Source organism: Rhodococcoides navarretei, from assembly GCF_038069675.1.
GTDB lineage: Bacteria > Actinomycetota > Actinomycetes > Mycobacteriales > Mycobacteriaceae > Rhodococcoides > Rhodococcoides navarretei.
The window spans coordinates 5,025,690-5,045,039 of sequence record NZ_JBBPCN010000001.1 but is presented as its reverse complement, the minus strand read 5'-3'; the positions used below and the strand labels follow the sequence as shown (position 1 = coordinate 5,045,039).

Genomic DNA, 19,350 nt, shown 5'->3' with positions numbered 1-19,350 from the left:
CGACCATGACCAGGCGAGCACTCGTGTTGGGCGGCGGCGGAGTCGCAGGTATTGCGTGGCAGACGGGCGTCCTGCTGGGATTGGCGGAATCGGGAGCCGACGTCACCGACGCCGAGATGCTGCTGGGCACGTCGGCCGGCTCCTCGGTGGCAGCGCAGATCTCGAGCGGTCTCCCGCTTGCGGAGTTCTTCGAGCGTCAAGCAGACGAGGCGAAGCAGGACGACGAACCGCATGCCGAGACGACCATCGACGAACTGGTCACCATGTTGGCTCGGGCGGCACAGAACTCCGACGGCAGTGCTCTCGACACCCGCAGGCGCATCGGCACCGAGGCGCTGGCGGCATCGACGATCACCGAACGCGAGCGCCGCGCCATCGTCGGACGACGGTTGCCGACGCACTCGTGGCCCGACCGCGACCTGAGGATCGTCACCGTCGACGCGCTGACCGGTCGGCATCGGGTTCTCGACCGTGGCTCGGGGGTCGAACTGGTCGACGCGGTGGCTGCGAGCTGCGCCATCCCCGGCATGTGGCCGCCGGTGACGATCGGTGATCACCGATACGTCGACGGCGGTATCCGAGCCAGCGAAAATGCCGATCTGGCAGTCGGTTTCGAGAAGGTGCTGGTGCTCAAGGTCGGCGCGCTCGACCTCGAGAACGATCCCTTCGAGATCGAACGAGAACGGTTGATCAAGGGTGGCTCGAAGGTGGAAGTGATTGCCCCCGACGCCGAGTCGACGGCAGCAATCGGACCCGATGCCACCGACATCGCCGTCCGATCGGCTGCGGCTATCGCCGGACGAGCGCAGGGCATTGCCATCGCCGAGCGCATCGCCGAGTTCTGGGTCTAGAGAACGTCTCTAGCCGAACAGTGCAGCGCCGTTGCCCCAGCACACGGCTCGAACCCAGTCGTCGCCGAGGTCCAGGCGGCGCACTGCGTGCAGAGCGTCCAGGTACGGATACGGGATGTTGGGGAAGTCGCTGCCGAACAGAATCCGATTCTGCAGATCGACCAGCCGTGGGAGTTCGTGTCTCGGAAACGGTGCCCCCGCCTCCGAGAAGTCGGTGAACGCCATCGTGGTGTCCAGGCGTACGTTCTCGTAGCGATCGGCCAGATCGAGGAACTCGACGTACTCGGGCATGCCCATGTGCGCGATGATCAACGGCAGCCTCGGGAACCGTTGCAGCAGCTCGGCAATCGGCCCCGGTCCGGTGTGGGTACCGGGTGCCGGGCCGGAACCGCAGTGGATCACCACGGGTACCTCGGCGTCCGAGAGCGCGCCCCAAACGCCGTCGAGCAGGGGATCGTTCGGTGCGTAGTTACCGACCTGAATGTGCGACTTGAAGATTCGAGCGCCGTTCGTCAACGCCTGCTCGACGTACTCGGTGGCCCCGTCCTCGGGGTAGAAGGTGGCGGTCTGCAGGCAGTCGGGGGTTCGGGCCGCGAAGTCGGCACCCCACGAGTTGAGCCACGCAGCCATCGACGGCTTGTGCGGGTAGATCATCGAGGTGAACTTCCGTACCCCGAATCCTCGAATGACCTGCAGCCGTCGGTCTTCGGCGTACCGATAGGAGATCGGCCAGACGCTGCCGGTCAGCGGACCGGCACTGTCGAAATAGCTCCACACCTTGTCCATCACGTTCTTCGGCATGAAGTGCGTGTGGACGTCGAACAGACCGGGCAACGACAGCTCGGTCCAGAACGCGACGATTCGATCGGTCTCCTCGGCGAGCTCGGCGTCGGAGCGCGGTTGTTCAGCGTGCGACATGGGCGTCGAACCACTCGAGAGTCTTGTCCCAGGCATCGGCCGCGGCGTCGGCGTCGAACACAGCGGGGCGGTCGTCGCAGTGGAAACCGTGCTTGCCGTGGGCGTAACGGGTGATCTCGGTGGCTACCGGGGCCGTTGCGGTGACCTCGCGCAGCGTCTCGACGTCCTGGAACGGGATGCCCTCGTCCAGGTCGCCGAAGAATCCGTGCCATGGGGTCTGGAGGGCATCGCCCACCGAGGCCATTGCGGGATAGCCGAAGCGGCCGTTCGTGATTCCGCCGCCGTAGAACGTCGCTGCCGCACCGAGGGGGCGTCGAACAGCGGTATGGAAGGCCACGGTGCCGCCCATACAGAAGCCGACGATGGCGATCGACGAGGGCTCGAACCCGAGTTCGGCGAGAGCACTCGCCGCCGCGTCCACGTCGGAGTCGACTTCGTCCGCCTTCAGCGTCCCTATCGCTGCCATCGCCGAATCCATGTCCGAGTAGTCCAGGACAGTGACGCCGTCCTGCCGATGGAACAGATGTGGAGCGACGGCGACCCAACCGGCAGCGGCGACTCGATTGCAGACGTCGACGATGTGGTCCGTGACGCCGAACGCCTCCTGGATGACGATGACGCCGCCGCGGGCGGTGCCGTCGGGCCGCACGACGGTGAGGGGAGTAGTGCTCATCCGTCGATTGGAGCACACCGCCCTTCATGTGTGCCGGTAGCACCGGTAACTCGCGCAGTTTTGTACGGTGGCGGGCAGGGAACGATCCCGACCGAGAGGACAACTCATGCGCGCGGTACAGATCTCCAGCCTCGACGGACCCGACTCGGTGAGCGTGGTGGACATCGACGAGCCTGCCCCGCGTGACGGTTCGGTGGTCATCGAGGTCCATGCCGCCGGCGTCGCGTTTCCCGACGCTCTGCTCACCCGCGGGCTGTACCAGTACAAGCCCGAACTGCCGTTCGTCCCCGGTAGCGAGATCGCCGGCATCGTTCGGTCGGCACCGCCGGAGTCCGGTTTCTCGGCCGGGGATCGAGTCGCAGCGCTGACGGGACTGAGCGACGGTATGGCCGAGGTCGCCGTCGTCTCACCCGACACGGTCTTCGCGCTGCCCGAGTCGGTATCCCTGTCCGCAGGGGCGGGATTGCTGTTCAACGATCTGACGGTGCACTTCGCGCTCCGGGAACGTGGCCGATTGGCGCCGGGCGAGACGGTTCTGGTGCACGGAGCAGCCGGAGGCATCGGAACCTCCGCGCTGCGAATGGCTCCGGTGCTCGGGGCATCTCGCGTGATCGCAGTGGTGAGCTCGGAGGCCAAGGCCGATATCGCTCGCTCTGCCGGAGCCACCGATGTGGTGCTCGTCGACGGATGGAAGGACGCGGTGAAGGAACTGACCGGCGGCCGTGGCGTCGACGTCGTCGTCGATCCGGTGGGCGGTGACCGGTTCACCGACAGCATCCGCTCGCTCGCGCCGTCGGGCCGAATCCTGGTGCTGGGCTTCACCGGTGGCGAGATCCCGACCGTCAAGGTCAACCGATTGCTGCTCAACAACGTCGACGTCGTCGGTGTCGGCTGGGGCGCATGGTGGATGACGCGTCCGGGCTACCTCGCTACCCAGTGGGCCGAGATCGAACCGCTGCTCGCCGACGGATCGCTCGTGGCTCCCGAGCCGTCGGTGTTCCCGGCCGCCGAGGCCGCCGCGGCCATCGCCTCACTGGAGAACCGCACTGCCGCAGGCAAAGTGGTGCTCGACTTCACTCGCTGACAGTGCGTCGAGCTACCGCCTCACTCCGGTAGCTCGACACCTCGCGCCTCGGCCAGGGCCGCGATCTCGGCGGGGAAGACGTTCTTGAACACGAACGGGTCGGTGCCGAGCGCCCAGTCGGGCGCGAGCTCGATGGCGTATCTCTCGAAGTAGCCGAGTTGTTTTGCCACCAGGATCAGTTCCTCGGGACTCGACGTCTTGTACTGCTTGCCCATACTCACCAGCGCCCGAATGAAGTCCGCCAGACTGAAGTGCGCGAGGGTCGCCGAGAGCATCGGAGCGAACACCGACTGCAGGATCGCGCCGACCTCGGCATCCGAACCCATCTGCGGAGCAACGATTCCCAGCCGCTTGACGGTGCCGGCGAGTCGGGTGAAGTCGCCGTCGATCACGGTGGCGTGGAACAGGTCGAGCAGCAGAGCGCGCCACTGCTCGTCCACTTCGCCCATGACGCCGAAGTCGAGGAACGCCACCCGGCCGTCGTCGAGGACCCACACGTTGCCCGCATGCACATCACCGTGGAAGAGGCCGTGCAGCACAAGCGCTTCCATCCACACCTTGGCTGCACGGCGGACGATGAGCTCGGACTGCTCTCCTGGTTCGTAGCGGTCGAGTGGGGAGCCGTGCATGCGTTCCATGCAGATGACCCGTCCGCCGCAGTAGTCGAGAAACACTTCGGGCGCAGTGACGTGGGCGTTGTCGTCGAACGCACCGATGGCCGCACGAAAGCTGTCCTGCCGCTTGGCTTCCACGGCGCTGTCCAGCTCGGCGAACGTGGCGGCATGCAGGTCGACGATGATGGCCGACGCGTTGGCCGTGGCGAAGAACGGAATGAACTTCTCGAGGCCGCGCGCGATGAGGTAGGCGATTCGCAGGTCGATCTTCATGCGGTGGTAGATGCCCCGCCGCTGCACCTTCATGACCACTTCACGCCCGTTGTCGCGGCGCACGCACAGGTGCACCTGAGCGACCGAGGCGGACGAGAGAGGCACGTCGTCGAACGAGGAGAACAGCTCGTCGATTCCGCGGCCCAGATCGGCCTCGATCACCGCACGCGCCTGCGACCCGGGGAACGGTGGCACCTCGTCGAGGCAGCGGAGGCAGGTATCGGCGAGGACCTTGGGAAACAACCCGGGCGACGACCCCATCAACTGTCCGACCTTGACGAAGGTGGGACCGAGAACGAAGAACGCGTCGACGACGGCTTCCGAGGCGTGCAGCGGCCACCCGCGCCGAGGGGCACGAATCCAGCGCCCGATCGCGACGAACTGGAAGAACGTCAGTACCGAGCCGATGACGATCAGCCGCAACAGTTCTCGTATCCCGAATTTCCTCAGCTCCGGTGCCGGCGTCGGGCTCACTGCAGCGCTCCTGCGGGAATGCGTGCGGCTGAGGCTTCCAGACGCGCCAACAGTCGATCGAACCTCTCCACATCGCCCGATGCGCGCGAGAGCACCAGCGCGCCCTGAATGCCGGCCACGATCTCCTCGGCCAGTTCGACTGCCGAGTCTCCGTGGCCCATCCGTCGCAGCACCGGGGTGAGTGCCTCGATCCAGTGAGTGAAATGGGCAGCGACACGGCCCGAGAAGACCGCGCGTTCGAGTCCGAGAGTGAACGCCCCGAACAGGCACACCAGGCGGTTCGATCGGAAATATCGCGCGGTCTGCTCGAACATCTCGTGGGTGGTCGACGTAGCGTCGGTGCCGAGTCGCAACGGCTCGAACACGTGGTGCTGGAACCACTGCTCCACGTCGTCGAGGACGGCCTCCGCCATCTCCTGCTTTCCTCGCGGAAAGTAGTGATAGAGACTGCCTTTCCCCAGGCCGGTCTGTTTGCTGATGACCGAGAGGGACGACCCGTCGAATCCGTGGTCGCGGAACACCCCTGCGAGTATCGGCACCACGTCGTGGCGATCGCTCATGAGCCGGTACTGTACCAATCGGTACACGGCGGGTGTATCGGGGTCGCGGGAGTGGAGCCTGCGGAATGACCCATGGGGGTCGCGGGAGTGGAGCCTGCGGAATGACCCATGGGGGTCGCGGGAGTGGAGCCTGCGGAATGACCCATCGAGGTGAGCGCAGTGGATACTGCAGCTGTGAAGAGAACCACCGTCTTGGCAGCCGGAGCCTTCCTCGTCGGCGGGGTGACCTATCTGGCCGCCGAAGCCGTCGCCGCGCTCGGTTGGACGGACCGGCCGTACAGCTACGCCCGCAACAACATCAGCGACCTCGGAATCCCCGACCTCTCGCCGCTGCACGTGGTGATGAACACCGGCTTCGTCGTCGACGGCACGTTGTTCGTCCTGGCGGGGCTGGGACTGTCGGTGCTCTTCGAGGGTCGTGCGCGGTGGATCGTGGCCGGCACCTCCGTCGTTCACGGTGTCGGCAGCATCGTCGTCGGGCTCGCCCACGCCTCGGTCGACGGAGCGTCGACGCCCCATGCGGTGGGCGCAGGCATGGCGATCATCGGCGGCAATCTGGCACTGCTGGCCGCAGGCCGATACGGCGGTCGCGTCGGCGCGCCGCGGTGGTACACCGTTGGCAGTGCGACCGCAGGAGTGGCCGGCCTGGTGGGGCTCGCTCTGTTTCTCGCCGACACCGGAATCCTCGGCGGCGGAACATTCGAGCGCATCTCGGTCTACACGATCATCGGATGGGAGATCGTGACCGGCGCAACGATTCTGGTCAGGCACCGTCTATCCGAAGTGGGGTGACTCCTTGGCGAGAAACGCGCGCACGCCCTCCTTGCCGTCGGCCGAGTCGAACGCCTCCTCGAACACCGGCAGTGCCCGTCGTGCAGGTAGGCCAGGGGACTCGCCGAACGTGAGCGCGAGGGCACGCTTGTTCGCCCGAACGGCAGAGCGCGATTTACGCGCCAGCGTCTGCGCCACATCCAGTGCCACCGACAACGACTGTCCACGTGGAGCCACGCGATTGATCAGACCCCACTCCAGAGCAGTCTCGGCCGAGACGGGCTCCCCGAGCAGGACCAGTTCGGCGGCGCGCGCCTGACCGACCCGCCGCAGCGCTCGCATGGACCCGCCGCTGCTGGGGATCACACCGAGGTCGATCTCCGGGAGTCCCAGTCGAGCCCCCGCGTCGGCGACGACGAGGTCGCAGCACAGTGCCAGTTCCAGTCCGCCGCCCAACGCGAATCCGTCGATCGCGGCGACCGTGGGCAGCGGCAGATCGTCCAGCATCTCGAGGGTGGCGTTCTCGAGAATGCTCTTGCGGGCGAGCACGTCACCGCGGTCCTGCATCTCCGGCATCTCGGAGATATCCGAACCGGCACTGAACACCCGGTCGCCGGTGAGAACGACGGCCCGAACCGCAGCGTCGTCGATCAACTCGAGAAGGACGGCGCGCAGTCGCCGCGTCGCCGGACGGGTCAAAGCATTGACCGGCGGGTTGCTCAGGGTGATCTGCGCGATGGCGTCGTGCGGGAAAGTCAGGACGGGAGATAGTGCGGTGGGCATGAAGAGAACCGTAGAGCGTGCGGCTGACCTGGCGATTGGGAGACTGCCGAGATGGCATGTAGCGTGGTGAACACCCGACGCGGGGTGGAGCAGCTCGGTAGCTCGCTGGGCTCATAACCCAGAGGTCGCAGGTTCAAATCCTGTCCCCGCTACTACATACGTCAGGCCCGGCATCGATGATGTCGGGCCTGACGTGTTTCTGCCTCAGGGTTGCAGTCTGAATTGCACGACGGCGGTGACATTCTCGATGGCGTCGTCGAGGGCGGTCATACGTGCTCTGGCGTCCGGCCCGGACAGGATGTCGAGTCGATCGGACTGCCCCATCGGTATCAATGCGGCCAGCGACCAGATCTTCTCGGCAGCCGAGATCGGCAGGCTCAGAAAGTCCGGAACGCCGGGTGTGGAAATATTCTCCGTCGACTCGAGGCGACCGATCAGCTCGTAGAGGTCCTCGACTCGCCCCCAGGTGGCGTCGAACTCGGAGTCGGCGATCACGGCGTCGGCGTCCTCGTCGGGCCACGGTCGAACATCGGCCAGGGGGTACGGATCGTCGGGCAGCCAGGCGTCGATCCTGATCCGTTCACCACCGACGCATTCGAGCAGATATCGGCCATCACCGATGGCCTCGTGGGCGATGATGTGAGCGGTCGTCGCCACGTCGTGCCGCACGTCGCCGCCACCGGCCTCGTGCCCGCGCGCGATGAGTACCACGCCGAAACTCGGATCGTCCTGCTTCAGGCAATCGTGCACCAGAGCTCGGTACCGCGGCTCGAAGATGTGCAGTGGCAAGCGTTCGCCGGGGAGCAGCACGCTGCCGAGCGGAAACATGGGAACGACGCTCACGGGCGTTGCAACGGCATGACTGCCGGGCTGATCTCGGCGGTTGCGTTCTTCTCCGCTCCGTTCGCATTCAAGAACTCGTCCAGCAGACGGAAGAAGAAGTCCGGCTCGTCGAGTTGCGGGAAGTGACCGGCATCGGGAAATATCTCGACGCGGCTGTTCGGAACCTCGCGTCGAATGTTGTCTGCGTGCTTGGCAGGAATCATCCGGTCCTTGCCGCCCCAGACGAGCAGCGAAGGAATCGACTCGAACTTCTCGAAATGCTGCTTGGCGCTGACGGTTTGACCGCGCGGACCCACCACTGCTCGCGTCGACGCCAGGAACGCCCCGCGGGTGGAGCGGTCTGCGACCGACCGGAACGACCTCCAGGTCTCGGCCATGCTCGGCCCCGGCTCGACCGGCAGACCCCACTTGCCCAGCTGCGCGAGCGCGCCCTCGGTGCGCTTGCGGAACCAATCCGATGCGAGCAGCGGCAGCACCAGCTCACTACCGGGCAGCGTTGCAGCCTTGAGGAGCAGGCTCACCTCGGTACCGAGGCCGCCGCTGCTGACCAGCGCCAGGCGATCCACTCGCTCGGGGAAGAGGTACGTCAGCTGCATGATGATGCCGCCGCCGAGAGAGTGACCCACCATCGGAGCGGAGTCGATGCCCAGGTGGTCCATCAGGTCGCGGATGGTGGCCGAATGCGAACTCAGCGAGTAGTCGCCGGTCGGCTTGTCGGAGTCACCGTGACCGAACAGATCGGGTGCGATGACCCGATATTTCAGCGACAGACGTTCGAGTTGCGGGCCCCAGGACTGATGCGATCCGAGCAGACCGTGCACCAGGATCACGGGCGGGCCATCGCCCATGTCCACGTATCGCAGGACGTCCTTGTGTAGTTCTACCGACTGCAATTCGTACGATGAACTCATGGTCGACCTCCTCGTCGTGTGATTCCCGGATCGTCGCGCGGCTCGGTGAGCCGTTGGCACAAACGTACAAGCTGAGCCGGCACCGCGACAGACCGTCGGTCAGCGCGCGAGGTCCGCGCCGTCGAAGGTGTTCGTGATGACCTCGGCCAACTGCTCGGCCATCGGTTCACGCAACATGTCGACGTGATCCCCGGAGATGTCGACGAAGGTCAGTTCACCACGAGCGACCGTCTGCCACGACCTGAGATCCTTCACGTTCTCTGCTGTGCGAACCACGGTCATCGAACCTGACCACGGAGTCGGCACGTGCTTGTTCAGAGCGACGTACCCGATGCTCGCGAAGACCAACCATTCCATCGTCGTCGGGTATCGCAGCAACCCGGCGCACTGCATCCGCACCCAGAGTGCGGCCGTCCCGACGCGGCCGAGGTGGAAGCCTGCCTCTTCTCGCGTTTGTGCCGGTGGAGCAGCCGGAACCGCGGTACCGCCGGGCAGCTTGTCCAGCAGATGTCGAAACAGCCGCGTGTCGAGCAGCAGTAGGTGCGGCGAGCCGAGTCCGGAGTCTCTGATCTCCTCCGCCATCGCGATCGCGATCCAGCCGCCGAGCGAGTGGCCGACGAGGTGGAACGGACCCTCGGCTTGGACAGTACGAATCGCGTCGACGTATCGCTTCGCGGTCCGCCGGATGGTGCGGTCCGGCCGTCCGCGCTTGCCGCGGCCGTGTGCCTGCAGCGCATACACCGGATGGTCGTCGTCGATGTGTTTGACGAGGTTGAGGAACGCCATCGCGCCGACGCCTGCACCACCGACGAGGAAGATCGGTGCTCTGCTGCCCTCGGTGCGCAGCGGCACGAGCACGTCCTGTTCGCCGGTCGTGCGCCGACGGGCCGTCGCAGCGTCCTCCAGTCGAGCGTCGACTGTCGCGGCCAGCGTTCTGACGGTCGTCGCCGCGAACACGTCCTCCGGCGTCAGGTCGATCTTCAACCCCTCGCGAAGGTGAGCCAACATTGCCGTGGTGGTCAGCGAGTTGCCGCCGAGGGCCAGGAAATCCTCGTCCCGTCCGATGGCGTCGAGACCGATCGCGGCGCGGGCGGCCTCGGCCACGATGAACTCGGTTGGGCCGACCGCCATGCGCTCGACTCGTCGATCGGCCGGCTCGGGCAGTGCCCGTCGGTCCACCTTGCCGCGTTCGTTGCGAGGCATCACGTCGAGCGCCACGACGTGAGCGGGCACCATCCATTCCGGCAACGTCCGGCGCAGCCCCGCCCTGATCTCGGCGACCGGGGGTCGTCGACCGGATCGGGCTGCGCAGACGTAGGCGACGAGGTCGGTGCCGTTGCCGGAGTTCCTACCGATCACCGCGGCGTCGCCGATCTCCGGCATGGCGCGTAGGGCTGCCTCGACCTCGGCCGGCTCGACCAGATATCCCCGTACCTTGACCGCGTCGTCGATGCGTCCGGCCAGATGCAGCGTCCCGTGTTCGTCGAGTCTTCCCAGATCACCGGTGCGATATCGGAACAGGCCGTCGTCGAGTGCCGCGAATCGTTGGGAGTCCGGACCGGCGTCGCCGAGGTAACCGTCGGCCAAGCAGTTCGACGTGACCCGCACTTCGCCGATCACGTCGGGTGCACATGTTGACCCGTCGGAGGTGACGACTTCGACGAGCTTGCCTGCGATGGGCCTGCCGGCAGGCAGGAAGCCCGAGGGCAGAACTCGATCGAACGGGTACTCGTCGTAGGCGACGGCACCGGCCTCGGTGGTCGCGTACCAGTTGACCACCGTGGTCCGGCTGCCGTATTTCCGTCTGAAACCGTCGGCGTCGTCGGAGTGCAGTGACTCGCCGTACGTGGTGACGATGCGCAGAGTCGGTACGGCTGCGCGCCCGCCGTCTGTGTGGTCGGGTGGTCGGTGGTCGGAAGCGGACACCGCGCGCAGCAGCGACGACGAGCAGTGCAGCGTGGTCAGTGAATTCGCGGCGATCCACTCCACGGTGCTGCTGGGGACGCCTGATCGAGGGTCGCGGCAATACACCGCTGCACCGGCGAGCAGTCCTGCGAACAGTGTGTTCAGGCCGGCACCGAAACTGACCGGCAGCGAGTTTCCGACGCGGTCGTGTGGGCCGAGAGCCAACGCGTTCGCGACCTCGTACGCCTTGGTCAGGCACATTCGGTGGCTGAGGATCACACCTTTGGCGGTGCCGGTGGAGCCCGAGGTGTAGTTGATCACCGCGGTGTGGTCGCCCGAGAGGGTCGGCAACGGAACGCAGGAGTCCATGACGGCGGTGACGGTGGCGGAGTCGATCGCGGTCGCGGCGGCTTGGTCGATGATCGTGACGCGCCGTTCGGCGGGCAGCATGGGGTCGAGGGGCACGAGTGGATGGCCGGCGGCGACGACGGCCAGCATCAGCACGATCGAATCCGTCGTGGCGTCGGCGTCGACGGCGAGCGGCCGAGAATCGGCGGGAAAGAGTGTGGCGATCTTGCGCGCCAGCGAGTAGGCGCGATGGAGGAGTTCGTCGAAGGTGAGTGAGGCATCGTCCGCGGTGAGTGCGACGGCGTCCGGAAGGGCGTGCGCCACCTCGCGGTAGCGGGCCATCAGAGTGTCGCGGCGTTCGGGTCGGCACAATGGGGCCAGAGCCAATCGGGTCGGCGCATCGATGTCCTGAATCGACATGATTCTCCTTGTACGAGCCCGACCCGCGGTGGCGAAGTAGGTTTACGAGCTGCAAACCTACTTGAAGACTGTTTTACCTCCCCGAAGGTAGACGTGTACGACCTTTTTGTGCAAGCCGAAAACCGGACATTCCACAACAATCGGGTCTCGTTGCGCAATGCCCGGTCTGGTTCGGACTTCGTCCTAGAGGTCGGCTATTGCTTCCAACGGCTTGGTGCGGGCGGCCCGCACGGCCGGCCACAGGGCCGCCAGCACTCCGACGACGGCGGATCCGAGCAGCATCGACACCACCTGGCCCCACGGCACGGTCATGCTGCCCAGGCCCTCGTCACGAAGGGTCTGCACGAATCCCCACCCGAACGCGATGCCGAGGACGACGCCCACGATCGCGCCGAACAGCGCGATGAGCAGCGATTCGAGGTAGATGATGCGTCGGACCTGGGGTCGCTGCATTCCGATCGCACGCAGCATGCCGATCTCCCGACGCCGCTCCACGACCGACAGAGCCAGGGTGTTGACGATGCCGAGCACTGCGATGACGACGGCCAGAGCCAGGAGGCCGTAGAGGACGGCGAGCAGCGTGTCGATTTGCTGTCCCTGACTGCCCTTGAACTGTTCCACGTCCTGAACCTGCACCACGACGAAGGGCTTGGTGGCGGCTTCGAGGTCGGTGCGCAGTGTGCCCAGGTCCGTACCGGGCTGGGCCTTGACCAGGACCAGGAGGTCGGACCTGGTGATGGACGGCGTCACTTCCTGATAGATGTCGCCGGAGACGATCCAGTTCCCGATCAGCGGATTGTCGGTGAACACTCCGGTGACCGTCACCGGGACGGAGGCTCCGTCCACGGTGTCGAACGTGACCTCGGTCCCGACGGTCCATCCGCGCGCGGCGGCTTCGGTCTCCGAGACCGAGAACCCGTTGCTGTCCAGATCTGCAGTGCCCTGGACCATCGACAGCTCGAGCAGTCCTTCCGGCGAGCCGTCGATGGCGGCGCCGTACTCCTCCTCGCCTGCGATCGTGACGAACACCGGGTGCAGCACTGCAGTGCGATCCACGCCTGTCACCTGTTGCGCGGCCGTCGTCGCACCGGTCGGAACGCCGATCGACTGGGGTCCGGAGAGGATGTAGTCCGCCTCGACGCCGGTGTCGACGAGTGAGTCGACGCTGGCCTTGGCGGTGGATCCGAGCACGCCGATCACGGTCACGAGCATGAGGCCGAGCATGAGGGCGAACGCGGTGGCTGCGGTGCGGCGCGGATTGCGCACCGAATTCGTCCTGGCCAAGCGCCCGATGGCTCCGAACGGGCGGGTGATGACGGCACCGAGCGCTCCGACGATCGGCCGTGACAGCGACGGTGCGGCCAGTGCGGTGGCGACGATAAGCGCAACGGCACCCGCGCCGACGGTGGCCGCGGCCGCTCCGCCGGTCGACTGCGCGCCGACGACCAGCGCGGCTGCGCCGGCGATTCCCAGTGCGATGCCCACGAACGTTCGGGTGCGCAGGGTGTCGCCGGCAGAGGCGAACTCCTCGCGCATCGCGGCGACCGGCGGAATCTTGGCCGCTCGCCGGGCCGGTGCGTATGCGCTGAGGACGGTGACGACGATGCCCACCGCGAAGGCAACGACCACCGTGCGGGGCTCGAGCGCCAGCGATCCGGACGGTAGGCCGAGGTCGAACGCGTTGAGCAGTGCCCGGAGGCCGTACGCCAGACCGACTCCGCCTGCGAAGCCGAGCACGCTTCCGATGATGCCGACGACGAGCGCTTCGAGGACGACCGATCGGCTGACCTGCCCGCGGCTGGCTCCGACGGCACGCAGCAGGGCCAGCTCGCGTACTCGCTGGGCGACGATCATGGAGAACGTGTTGTAGATGATGAAGGTGCCCACGAGCAGGGCGATCCCACCGAACGCGAGCAGGAAGTAGTTGATGAACGACAGGGCCGATTCGACCTCGGCCTGAGTCTCGGCCTGCACGTCCGCGGCAGTCTGGACCTTCAGGTCGGGGAACGCCGCGGCGATCTCGTCGCGAAGATCGCTCTGTGTCAGCCCTTGGGCGGCGAGGTCGTTGCCCGCGACGTCGATGTACTGCACGTGGGCACCGTCGGTGAACAACTCGTTCGCCTGACTCTGGACGAACTGGATTCCGATGTAACCGCCGGATTCGGTTGGCGTGGAGTAGATTCCGGCGATGGTGATGTCGGTGATGCCTTTGGAGGGGACGAGGACCTGGCTCGCGTCGCCCACCTTCAGTCCGGCACGCTCGGCACCGCCGGCGTTGATCGCGACCTGCCCGGGAGCGGTGGGAGCAGAGCCGTCGACGAAGGTCGTCGGATCACCGAGTCGTTGGTCATCCGGGAGGTACGACTCACCGATGGTCGGTGCGCCGCCGGACTGCACCGCGGCACCGTCCGACCCCAGCAGCACCAATTGCCCGCCCACGTACGGGGACACGGCGCGCACGTTCGGCAACGCCGAGATCGCCGCGATGTCCTCGTTCGGCACGCCGGAGGAGCGCGCGTCCTCGGGGCTCACGCGAACGTCCGCACCCTGCGCGGTGTCGGCGAACAGTGAGGAGAAGGTGCGCTGGAGGGTGTCGGTGAACACGAACGAACCCGCGACGAACGCGGTGCCGAGCACGACGGACAGCACGGTCAGTGCCAGCCGAACCTTGTGTGCTGCAAGATTTCTCAGGGAGACCTTGCGCATGGGATTGCCCGACGCCACCCGCCGTGGAGCCTTCTTGGCTACCGAGTGCGCCATTATCGGGCCGTCTCCAGCTTCTTCATCCGCTCGAGTACGGCGTCGGCCGTGGGCGAGTTCAACTGATCGATCACGGCACCGTCGGCGAGGAACACGACGCGGTCGGCGTAGCTGGCCGCGCGTGGATCGTGGGTGACGATGACGACGGTCTGGTCGAATTCGTCTGCGGCAGTGCGCAGAATCGACAGCACCTCACCGGACGAGCGAGAGTCCAGATTGCCGGTCGGCTCGTCGCCGAACACGATGTCGGGTCGGCCGGCCAGCGCTCGGGCGCACGCCACTCGCTGCTGCTGGCCGCCCGAGAGCTCGCTGGGGCGGTGGTCGAGGCGATCGCGCAGGCCGAGTTTGTCGACCACGGTGTCGAGCCAGGCCTGATCCGCTGTGCGGCCGGCGATGTCCAGGGGCAGCGTGATGTTCTCCAGAGCGGTGAGAGTCGGCACCAGATTGAAGGCCTGGAACACGAATCCGATTCGGTCCCTGCGTAAACCGGTCATCTCCTTGTCGGAGAGCGCTGTCAGCTCGGTGTCGCCGATGGTCACCGTTCCCGAGGATGCAGTGTCCAGGCCGGCCAGGCAGTGCATCAGTGTGGACTTGCCCGAGCCCGACGGGCCCATGATGGCGGTGAATTCTCCGCGCGCGAAATCGACGCTCACCCCGGACAGTGCGTGAACCTGGGTGTCCCCTGAACCGTAGACCTTCGATACGTCGACCGCGCGTGCGGCAATGTCGCTCATGCTTGCCAGTGTTCCAGCGTTCTGCGCCGGTCGCTATCAGGGGAGACCCTGAACACCACCCTATGATGGACATCATGCGTATCGGAGCACATGTCCGCGACAGCAGCGACCCTCTCGGTACGGCCGAGGCGCTCGGCGTCGACCTCGTCCAGATGTTTCTCACCGATCCGCAGAAGTGGAACAAGCTCGAACCACACCCGCAGGGTGAGGCTCTGCTCAGCGGTGACGTCGACGTGGTGGTGCACTCGTCCTACGTCCTGAACGTGGCGAGCTTGAACAATCGAATTCGGATTCCGTCACGTAAGGCCGTCGTCGAGCAGGCTGCCGCTGCCGCCGAGATCGGGGCCATCGGACTCGTGGTCCACGGCGGCCACGTCCGCGAGGGCGAGGATACTGCCAAGGGAATCGACAACTGGCGCAAGCTGTTCGAGCGGCAGGCCGAGCAAGGTGGGTTCGCCGTACCGATCTTCGTCGAGAACACCGCGGGCGGAGATTCCGCGATGGCGCGCCACTTCGACGACATCGCCCGGTTGTGGGACGCGATCGGTGAATTCGGTGCCGGCTTCTGCCTCGACACCTGTCATGCGTGGGCCGGGGGCGAGGATCTGGTCGACGTGGTCGACCGCATCAAGGCCATCACCGGACGCATCGATCTGGTGCACCTGAACAACTCGCGCGACGAGTTCGACTCTGCAAGAGACCGGCACGCGAACCTCGGCACCGGAACCATCGACGCCGAAATTCTGACCGCCGTCGCTCTGGCTGCCGATGCGCCGGTGATCCTCGAGACTCCGCCCGAGGGGATCGAGGACGACGTCAGGCTGCTGAAGAGCCTGTAGTGGCGGAGGTCGTCGTCGCGAGCCGGTGGACGGCCTCCGTCCAGAGCCGGATCAGCTCGTCGATTCCTTGAAGATTCGCAGCCCAGGTCACGTGTGCTTGGGCGGCACCGGACCCTGCTGCGGTGATGGCGATGTCGATGGCGTGATCGCGGCTGGGCTCTGCCAGGGCATCGTCACGGACGATGATCTGCGCTCCCGCGCGCGAAGCCAGAGCTGGGTAGTTACGCGTCAGTGCGTAGTCGCGGCCACCGTTGGGCACCGAGGCGAGTCGGCTCGAGACGTCGTCGAGAAGGTGCTTGCCCTGGGTAGCGCCGGTGAGTGCGTCGGCGTGGACCGCGGGGAGCCGGACCGGGTGAACTGCCGCGGTGCCCTCGAGATCGAGGTCGACCAGCACACCGGCCGAGGATCCGCGACAGTTGTTTCTCTGCCAGGTACACACGGCCGATCCCAGAGCTGCAAGCAGCAGGACGCGGGGCCGGTGGACGCCGGTCGGCACCGCGAATGTCACCGAGGTCTGCTCGAACGACGTGGGCCGTTCGGTGAGCAACGGGCGCTCGGCCGGTGTCAGGACGGCGACCCAGTACGGAACCTGCTCGGCCACCTCGGTGCAGAGAGTGCGTCCGAGCTGGGCCGGGCTGATCGTCTCGCGGTGCGCGAGTCGTAGCGGTGCGAACACGGTCACGCCGAGGAACCCCACTTCCGAATCGGATTGTCCTAGCCTTACCTAATCTCCATCAGGCTAGCTCGAGCCGGGCGTCGAATGTCAGGTCGCCCCTGTCGGGATCGGTTCAGTCGGTGGCGCGTAATGCCGGTATGCCTGGAGCGATCGGCAACGTTCCGGTCTCCAGGTCGTCGAGCAGGCCCTCGGACCAGCGCAACAGACCGGCCACATCCAGACCGTGGGGAGGGTCGGGCTCGAAACCGATCAGACGGTCGTGTCCCTGCCGGAGGAGCGAACCGGCACCGACGCGATTGCCGCGCATCAGATGGGTCAACCCGACGGCGAGCTGGGCGAGGCCCTGCCACAACGGCCGCTCGTCGGTTGGGCAGCTCTTCCACGTGCCTTCGAGTACCTCGTGCGCATGGAACGGCATGTTCGCGTCCAGAAATTTCTGCGCCTCGACGATAGCTGCGGCAGGTGGGAGCCGTAGGTCGTCGGGCACCCGCGGGGTTCCGGCACCGCCTCGGGCAAGCGGACGACCGAGACCGTCTCGCGGCCGTGCGTTGAGGGGCTTACCCTGCGCATCACGTTCGCGTTCGGCCATGGCCGTCACCCTAGTGTGTGCCGCCCCCGCGGCGAGCTCATCGACGGGACGACGAGCGCGTGGTGATGACGCCGAGAGCAAGCAAAGCGGCGGCGGAGGTCACGACCATCGTCGTGGACACGGCTACCGCGTCGTTCCCGAGTGCGCCGACGATCGGGGCGACGATGGCACCGAGTCCGAACTGGGCCGCTCCGAGCAGTGCTGCGGCACCGCCCGCCGCTTCACCGTGCCGGGACAGCGCGAGTGCCGGGGCGTTGGGCATCACGAATCCGACGGCACCGAGCACGAACCACAGCGGAACCACGAAGCCGGCCATGCCGCCGATCCCGGCGATCGCCAGCACAGTCATGACCCCACCCGACAGCACGGCGAACGACAGCGCCGCCAACACGATCTGCACGGGAGCGAAGCGCCCGAGCAGCAGGACGTTGAGTTGCGATGCGCCGATGAGCGAGATAGCACCGGCGGCGAAGACGATCGCGAACTGCTGCTCGTCGAGGCCGAACTCCTCCTGCAGGACGAACGACGATCCGGCGATGTACGCGAACAACGAGGACATCGCCAGTGCGGCGACGAGAACGAGCACCACGAACTGAGCGTCGCGCAGCAGCGAGCGGTAGGTGCGCAGCACCGGCATGACCCCGCGTGCACGGCGACGCTCGGGCGGCAGAGTCTCGCGCAGTGACACGATGGCCAGTGTCATCAGAGCGACGCCCATGATCGCCAGCGCAGCGAAGACGAGACGCCACGATCCGACCAACAGCACGGCACCGCCGAGCGAGGGAGCCAGCACGGGTGCGACGCCCATGACGAGCATCAGCCGGGACAGGACGGTTGCCGCCGCGCGGCCGCTGAACAGGTCTCGCACGATGGCCATCGCGACCACGGCAGCAGCGGCAGCACCCAGACCCTGCACGACGCGTAGGCCTCCGAGAACGGCGATGTTGGGAGCCACGATGCAGGCGACGGACGCCAGGATGTGCACTCCCGTGCCGACGATCAGGGGGAGGCGTCGACCGACGATGTCGGACAGCGGGCCGATCACGAGTTGGCCGAGGGCGAGCCCGATCAATGTGCCTGCGAGGGTGAGCTGCACCGCCGACGACGGGGTGTTCAGGTCGTCGGCGATGGCGGGAAGCGCCGGCAGGTACATGTCGATGGTCAGCGGACCGAGGGCGATCAGCGCGCCGAGCACGAGAATCACCCGCAGGCGTTCCCTGGACGTCGGCTCGGGGGACGTGATCGGTGCCGGTGCTTCGGCTACGGCGTTCTCGGCTGTTGACGTGTTCGGTGCTTGGGCCACCCGAGGATCAGCAACCGGGGCACTCGTTCTGTTCCCAGTTGCTGTCTACAACTTTCGTGTTCTACGCCACGGCGTCGGACAGTACGGTGAGTTTCTCCACTTCCTGGCCGGTCAAAGCCAATGCCGGTGCGTCGAGCAGGGCCGGTAGCTGGGAGATCGTGCTCGCGCTCGCAATCGGGGCTGTGACGCCGGGGCGCGCCAGCAGCCAGGCCAGGGCCACACTCGACACTTCCGCCGATCGCGATTCGGCGATCTCGCGCAGACCTTGCACCACCTCGAGACCGGCGTCGGAGAAGTATCCCGTGGTCAGGCGTTCCCGTTGCTTGCCGGCCAAGTCCTCGCGGGTGCGGTATTTGCCCGTCAGGAACCCGGCGGCGAGGGAGAAGTACGGAAAGACGCCGAGCCCGTTCTCCAGGGCCAGATTCTGCAGTTCGCCCTCGTAATCGCGGCGCGCGACCAGGTTGTAGTGCGGCTGCAGCGCGATCGGAGCAGCGAACCCGTTCTCCTTCGCCAGCTCGAGCCACTCACGCACTCGCGCCGGGGTGTAGTTCGAGATGGCGACGTGCCGAACCTTGCCTGCTCGGACCAGCTCGTCGAACGCGGCGAGGGACTCCACCAGCGGAGTCTTCTCGTCGTCGTAGTGCGCGTAGTAGACGTCGATGTGGTCGGTCTGCAGCCGGGAGAGCGACGCGTCGGCGGCGGCTCGGATGTTGCTCGGGGCCAGTCCGCGGAACTCGGGATGCTGGCTGACCTTGGTGGCGATGACGACGTCGTCCCGGTTGCCACGGGCTCGGGTCCAGTTGCCGATGATCGTCTCGGACTCGCCGCCCGAGTTGCCGTCGGCGAAGGCCGAGTACGAGTCTGCGGTGTCGACGAAGTTGCCTCCGCCCGCGGTGAAGGCGTCGAGAATCTCGAAGGATGCAGCTTCGTTGCTGGTCCAGCCGAAAGTGTTCCCGCCGAGAGCGAGCGGAAAGATGTTCAGATCGGAACTACCGATGGCAACCACAGACAAACCCCTTAC

At 66.4% G+C, this 19,350-nt stretch carries 18 protein-coding genes and 1 tRNA gene; 5 read left to right on the top strand and 14 right to left on the bottom strand.

Annotated features, from left to right (window positions below; genetic code table 11):
* Positions 1-5 precede the first annotated feature (5 nt).
* On the top strand, positions 6-851 hold the full coding sequence (locus AABD04_RS23825) for a patatin-like phospholipase family protein (protein ID WP_341442745.1): 846 nt from the start codon (positions 6-8) through the stop codon (positions 849-851).
* A 9-nt stretch (positions 852-860) separates the two neighbouring features.
* Here the strand turns inward: AABD04_RS23825 and AABD04_RS23820 are convergent, their stop codons facing one another.
* Together AABD04_RS23820 and AABD04_RS23815 are read right to left on the bottom strand one after the other, a co-directional pair.
* On the bottom strand, positions 861-1,769 hold the full coding sequence (locus AABD04_RS23820) for an amidohydrolase family protein (protein ID WP_243609308.1): 909 nt from the start codon (positions 1,767-1,769) through the stop codon (positions 861-863).
* On the bottom strand, positions 1,756-2,442 hold the full coding sequence (locus tag AABD04_RS23815; protein ID WP_341442744.1) for a dienelactone hydrolase family protein: 687 nt from the start codon (positions 2,440-2,442) through the stop codon (positions 1,756-1,758). Before AABD04_RS23815 ends, AABD04_RS23820 begins: the two co-directional genes overlap by 14 nt.
* 106 nt (positions 2,443-2,548) lie before the next feature.
* On the opposite strand from AABD04_RS23815, the gene AABD04_RS23810 reads away from it, so the two are divergent.
* Entirely contained in the window at positions 2,549-3,526 is a 978-nt protein-coding gene (locus AABD04_RS23810; RefSeq protein ID WP_243596589.1) for an NADPH:quinone oxidoreductase family protein, read from the top strand.
* Between the two features lie 20 nt (positions 3,527-3,546).
* Here AABD04_RS23810 and AABD04_RS23805 read toward each other — a convergent pair whose 3' ends face one another.
* Both AABD04_RS23805 and AABD04_RS23800 read right to left on the bottom strand, forming a co-directional pair.
* Positions 3,547-4,887, bottom strand: a complete 1,341-nt coding sequence (locus AABD04_RS23805) for an ABC1 kinase family protein (protein WP_341442743.1) — start codon at positions 4,885-4,887, stop codon at positions 3,547-3,549.
* Positions 4,884-5,447, bottom strand: a complete 564-nt coding sequence (locus AABD04_RS23800) for a TetR/AcrR family transcriptional regulator (protein ID WP_341442742.1) — start codon at positions 5,445-5,447, stop codon at positions 4,884-4,886. Before AABD04_RS23800 ends, AABD04_RS23805 begins: the two co-directional genes overlap by 4 nt.
* 174 nt (positions 5,448-5,621) lie before the next feature.
* Here AABD04_RS23800 and AABD04_RS23795 point away from each other — a divergent pair, with 174 nt between their 5' ends.
* The gene (locus tag AABD04_RS23795; RefSeq protein ID WP_341442741.1) at positions 5,622-6,239 is read left to right on the top strand and encodes a DUF998 domain-containing protein; all 618 of its coding nucleotides are present in this window, start codon (positions 5,622-5,624) and stop codon (positions 6,237-6,239) included.
* Here the strand turns inward: AABD04_RS23795 and AABD04_RS23790 are convergent.
* Complete coding sequence (locus AABD04_RS23790) at positions 6,222-7,001, bottom strand: enoyl-CoA hydratase/isomerase family protein (RefSeq protein WP_341442740.1); 780 nt, start codon at positions 6,999-7,001, stop codon at positions 6,222-6,224. The genes AABD04_RS23795 and AABD04_RS23790 overlap by 18 nt on opposite strands.
* Positions 7,002-7,079: 78 nt before the next feature.
* Between AABD04_RS23790 and AABD04_RS23785 the strand changes: the two genes are divergently transcribed.
* Positions 7,080-7,153, top strand: a tRNA-Met gene (locus AABD04_RS23785).
* Between the two features lie 52 nt (positions 7,154-7,205).
* Here the strand turns inward: AABD04_RS23785 and AABD04_RS23780 are convergent.
* The 5 genes from AABD04_RS23780 to AABD04_RS23760 all read right to left on the bottom strand — a co-directional run bounded on the left by AABD04_RS23780 (position 7,206) and on the right by AABD04_RS23760 (position 14,922).
* Positions 7,206-7,844, bottom strand: a complete 639-nt coding sequence (locus tag AABD04_RS23780; protein ID WP_341442739.1) for an LON peptidase substrate-binding domain-containing protein — start codon at positions 7,842-7,844, stop codon at positions 7,206-7,208.
* A complete protein-coding gene (locus tag AABD04_RS23775; RefSeq protein ID WP_243596583.1) occupies positions 7,841-8,755 on the bottom strand; it encodes an alpha/beta fold hydrolase in 915 nt (304 codons plus the stop codon). Before AABD04_RS23775 ends, AABD04_RS23780 begins: the two co-directional genes overlap by 4 nt.
* A 99-nt stretch (positions 8,756-8,854) precedes the next feature.
* Positions 8,855-11,428: an alpha/beta fold hydrolase gene (locus AABD04_RS23770; protein WP_341442738.1), complete on the bottom strand. Its 2,574-nt coding sequence runs from the start codon at positions 11,426-11,428 to the stop codon at positions 8,855-8,857.
* 183 nt (positions 11,429-11,611) lie between these two features.
* On the bottom strand, positions 11,612-14,134 hold the full coding sequence (locus AABD04_RS23765; RefSeq protein WP_341443131.1) for an ABC transporter permease: 2,523 nt from the start codon (positions 14,132-14,134) through the stop codon (positions 11,612-11,614).
* A gap of 53 nt (positions 14,135-14,187) precedes the next feature.
* A complete protein-coding gene (locus AABD04_RS23760) occupies positions 14,188-14,922 on the bottom strand; it encodes an ABC transporter ATP-binding protein (RefSeq protein ID WP_341442737.1) in 735 nt (244 codons plus the stop codon).
* A gap of 74 nt (positions 14,923-14,996) precedes the next feature.
* Between AABD04_RS23760 and AABD04_RS23755 the strand changes: the two genes are divergently transcribed.
* Positions 14,997-15,761: a deoxyribonuclease IV gene (locus AABD04_RS23755; RefSeq protein ID WP_243596580.1), complete on the top strand. Its 765-nt coding sequence runs from the start codon at positions 14,997-14,999 to the stop codon at positions 15,759-15,761.
* Here AABD04_RS23755 and AABD04_RS23750 read toward each other — a convergent pair.
* The 4 genes from AABD04_RS23750 to AABD04_RS23735 all read right to left on the bottom strand — a co-directional run bounded on the left by AABD04_RS23750 (position 15,739) and on the right by AABD04_RS23735 (position 19,335).
* Positions 15,739-16,443, bottom strand: coding sequence for a condensation domain-containing protein (locus tag AABD04_RS23750; protein WP_341442736.1), 705 nt, complete (start codon positions 16,441-16,443; stop codon positions 15,739-15,741). The two genes, AABD04_RS23755 and AABD04_RS23750, sit on opposite strands and share 23 nt — an antisense overlap.
* Positions 16,444-16,549: 106 nt before the next feature.
* Positions 16,550-17,026: a DUF309 domain-containing protein gene (locus tag AABD04_RS23745; RefSeq protein ID WP_243596578.1), complete on the bottom strand. Its 477-nt coding sequence runs from the start codon at positions 17,024-17,026 to the stop codon at positions 16,550-16,552.
* A 37-nt stretch (positions 17,027-17,063) separates the two neighbouring features.
* Positions 17,064-18,329, bottom strand: coding sequence for a multidrug effflux MFS transporter (locus AABD04_RS23740; protein ID WP_423228186.1), 1,266 nt, complete (start codon positions 18,327-18,329; stop codon positions 17,064-17,066).
* Between the two features lie 61 nt (positions 18,330-18,390).
* Positions 18,391-19,335: an aldo/keto reductase gene (locus AABD04_RS23735; protein WP_341442735.1), complete on the bottom strand. Its 945-nt coding sequence runs from the start codon at positions 19,333-19,335 to the stop codon at positions 18,391-18,393.
* Between the last annotated feature and the right edge of the window lie 15 nt (positions 19,336-19,350).